Annotated in this window: 4 protein-coding genes; all 4 read right to left on the minus strand. The window is 73.3% G+C overall.

The features are described from left to right. On the minus strand, positions 1 to 212 hold a 212-nt coding region (locus AB0C29_RS37475; RefSeq protein ID WP_360830798.1), incomplete at its 3' end, for a PAS domain-containing protein. 89 nt (positions 213 to 301) lie between these two features. After that, entirely contained in the window at positions 302 to 1,087 is a 786-nt protein-coding gene (locus AB0C29_RS37480) for an exodeoxyribonuclease III (protein ID WP_360830801.1), read from the minus strand. Between the two features lie 50 nt (positions 1,088 to 1,137). Next, positions 1,138 to 1,290: a hypothetical protein gene (locus tag AB0C29_RS37485; RefSeq protein WP_360830804.1), complete on the minus strand. Its 153-nt coding sequence runs from the start codon at positions 1,288 to 1,290 to the stop codon at positions 1,138 to 1,140. A 152-nt stretch (positions 1,291 to 1,442) separates the two neighbouring features. Next, positions 1,443 to 3,653, minus strand: coding sequence for an EAL domain-containing protein (locus AB0C29_RS37490; protein WP_360830807.1), 2,211 nt, complete (start codon positions 3,651 to 3,653; stop codon positions 1,443 to 1,445). Positions 3,654 to 3,866 lie beyond the last annotated feature (213 nt).

Raw genomic sequence — 3,866 nt, forward strand, 5'->3', positions numbered from 1 at the left:
ATCGCCCGCGCGAGCCCGGCCAGCGGGCTGGGCGCGGCCGTGACCCCCGGCCGCACGTCGGGCAGCATGGCCTGGGCCGCGGCGTTGACCAGCACGATCGTGTGATCCTCGGCGGTGCACAACAGCACCGCCTCGCCGGCGGCGTCCAGCGCCGCGCGCAGCAGGGCCGGCGCGGGGGCGAGGACCGGAGCGGCCGGTACCCGGGTGTCCATGTCCGTTCCCCTTCCTGTCCCCGCCGGATGATTGCGATCCCGCCCAGCCTACGCGGTGCGGTCGGATCCGGCTCTGCTCAGACGGGCGACTACGCGTCGCCGGCGGCGTCCCCGTCCAGGTCGACCAGCACCGGAGCGTGGTCGGAGGGGCCCTTGCCCTTGCGGGCCTCCCGGTCGATCACCGCGTCGGTGACCCGGGCCGCCACGTCGGCGGTCGCATAGACCAGGTCGATCCGCATGCCCTTGTTCTGGTGGAACATGCCGGCCCGGTAGTCCCAGTAGGTGAACGGGCGGTCGCCCTTCATCGGCCGGGGCACGACGTCGGTGAGACCCAGCGCCCGCAGCGCGGCCAGAGCCTCGCGCTCCGGCGGGGTGACATGGGTGGAGCCGGCGAAGACCTTGATGTCCCAGACGTCGTCGTCGCTCGGGGCGACGTTGAAATCCCCGGCCACCACGGCCGGTCCGGGCGTTGCGGCGAGCGCGTCCCGCAGCGCGGCGAACCACGCCAGCTTGTACGCGTAGTGCGGGTCGTCCGGGGTGCGCCCGTTGGGCACGTACACCGAGGTGAAGCGGATGCCGGCGCAGGTGGCGCTGATCGCGCGGGCCTCCGGCTCGGGGAAGCCGGGCTCGCCGTCGAAGCCGTGCCGCACGTCGGCCAGGCCGATCCGGGAGAGCAGGGCGACGCCGTTCCAGCGGCCCTGGCCGTACGCGGCGGTCTCGTAGCCCAGCGCGGCGACCTCCTGCTCGGGGAAACCGTCGGCGGCGACCTTGGTCTCCTGCAGGCAGAGCACGTCGGGCCGGGCCTGCTCGAGCCACTCCAGCAGCCGGGGCAGCCGGGCCTTGACCGAGTTCACGTTCCACGTGGCGAAGCGCATCCGCCCAGCCTGCCAGCGGGCGACGGCGGCGATGACGCCGGGTCGGAGGTTCAGTGCTCCGGGGTGCGGTGCTCGGCGCGCATCGGCGCGGAGCTGCTCCGGACGGCCAGGAGCAGGGCGGCGGTCAGTCCCGAGGCCAGCAAGAGCAGCACGGCCACCAGCCAGAGCACGGACCCCTGGGATCCGATCAAACTCGTCATCATGTCGCCTCCTCCGGTCCCCATGTCATCGGCCCGGTGCCGCCGAAGGCAAGGATCCGGGCGAGCGAATAATGCCGGACTTGTCGGCGGGACGCCAGGGGCTGAGGAGACGTTTGTCACCTCATGGGGAAGACGGTACCCGCTGTGCCGCGGGTTCACCCGGGAGGAGCAGGGGCGTACCGGCGGGCGCCCCAGTGGGTGGCGAAGTCGCCGGCCCCCACCCCCGGGCCCCACAGCCAGCCCTGGCCCTGGGTGACGCCGACCGCGGCGAGCGCGTCGCGCTGGATCCGGGTCTCCACCCCCTCGGCCACGATGCTCAGGCCCAGCGCCCGGCTCATCGCCACCACGGCCCGGACGATCTCCTCGTCCTCGCCGCTCTCGCCGAGCCCGGACACGAACGACCGGTCGATCTTGACCCCGGTGACCGGGAACCGGCGCAGGTAGCCCAGCGCCGAGAAGCCCGTGCCGAAGTCGTCGACGAGCAGCTTGAGGCCGAGCTCGCGCAGCTCGTACAGCACCCGGGCGGTGACGCTGCCGCCGTCGGCCATCACCGACTCGGTCATCTCCAGCGCCACGGCCGCGGCCGGCACCCCGTGCTGGAGCAGCTCACCGGCCACGATCAGGGGCAGCTCGGCGTTGCTGAGCTGGCGCGGCGAGACGTTGATGGACAGGTAGAAGTCGGGTCCGACCGTGCCGTCCGCGCGCCAGGTGGCCAGCTGGCTGAGCGCCTCGTTGCGGACCCAGGTGCCGAGCGTGCCGATCAGGCCGGCGTCCTCGGCAACCGGGATGAAGGTCATCGGCGGGATCGGCCCGCGCTGCGGATGGTTCCACCGCACCAGGGCCTCGGCGCCGATCGGCCGGCCGGTCTCCATCCGCACGATCGGCTGGTAGACGACGCTGAGCTGGCCCTCTACCAGGGCCGTGCGCAGCGCGCCCTCCAGCTCGATGCGCTCGCGGACCCGGTCGTGCATGGAGGTGTCGAAGATCGTGGCCCGTCCCGGGCCCTCCGCCTTCGAGCGGTACATCGCGGTGTCGGCGTCGCGCAGCAGGGCCTGGGCGGTCACCTCGGGGGTGCCGTCGCCCGGCGCGTGCGCGATGCCGATCGACGCGCTGATCACCACCTCGGTGTCGCGGACCCGCAGCGAGCTGGCGAAGCAGCCCTGGATGACGTCGACCAGCCGGAGCGCCCCCTGCTCGTCGCCGAGGTACGCGACCAGGAACTCGTCCCCGCCGACCCGGGCGAGCATCGTGCCGGCCGGGATCGCCGCGCGCAGCCGGGCCGCGACCTCGATGACCAGCTGGTCACCCGTGTCGTGGCCCCAGGAGTCGTTGACCCACTTGAAGCCGTCCAGGTCGAGCAGGTACACCCAGATCCGCCGGGTGTCCGGCGGGGGCACCGTGCCCAGCAGCCGCTCGATCTCGTGCGAGATCATCCGGCGGTTGGGCAGGCCGGTCAGCGGGTCGTGCATCGCCTGGTGCTCGGAGTGCAGCTGCGCCGCGACCTGAGCCTGCACCGCGGAGACGGCCCGCAGCAGCAGCAACGCGACGATGGCCAGGCCGCAGGCGCCGATCAGCGCGCGGTATTCCGGCGACTCGCCGCCGACCAGCACCAGCAGCACGAACGGGGTGGACACCGCCGGCACCAGCAGGGTCATCCGGCGCCACGACCAGGCCTGCACCGGGTGCCGGGTGGCGCGGCCCAGCCCGACCACCGACGGGTGCAGCGCGCTCACCCCGAGCAGCACGTACGCCAGCAGGAACGGCACGTCCAGCAGCGGGGACGTGTAGGTCTTGCCCTCCACGCCGATGATCCCGTACGCCACGTCGCCCACGACCATCAGCGCCATCCCGCCGAGCAGCGCCGTCAGGCTCACCGGCCAGGTGCGCGCCGTGAACGTCAGGTTGATGCCCAGGGCCAGCAGCACCACGTCGAACAGCGGGTAGAGCCCGGCCAGCACCGACTCGATGGCCGGGCGGACGGAGATCGCCGCGGCCGGCGCCGCGAGCAGCAGCGCGCCGGCCAGCCCGCCGGCCAGGCACACCATGAGCCCGTCGAGGACCGAGTGCCGGGCGATGCCGCCCCGCGAGCGCAGCAGCATGGTGAAGGACGTGCCGATCAGGACGTAGCCCGGCACGGTGAACGCGTCCGCGATCAGCGGCCGGCCGACCACCAGCGGCCGGACCACCACGCCGACCAGGAACAACAGGGCCGCGGCGCCCATGAACAACCAGGCCGCGCGAGGCTCGGCGCCGAGCCGGCGCGGGGCGGAGAAGCACGCCCAGACCGTGCCGGCGCCGATCGCGGCGAAACAGGCCACGCTGACCGGTTCGGCCAGATTCAGGGTGTACAGGGCCGTGGCGAGCACGCCGGCGACGCCGAACAGCTTCCACCATCGCCGACCCCGTGTCGACGGAGCTGCGGTCAGCACCCGTCATCGCCCCCTGGCCAGTCAGCTCATCAGCGCTCCCGCCGATGGCACCGTACCCGCCACCGGTCCAGGACGTCGCCGGCGCTCGCCTGCTCGGCCACCCGGCGCTCGTCCGTGCTCAGCAGCGGCAGCCGGGCGATCGGCTTGCCG

The sequence above is a fragment of the Actinoplanes sp. NPDC048791 genome (genome assembly GCF_040650095.1).
Taxonomy (GTDB): Bacteria; Actinomycetota; Actinomycetes; order Mycobacteriales; family Micromonosporaceae; genus Actinoplanes.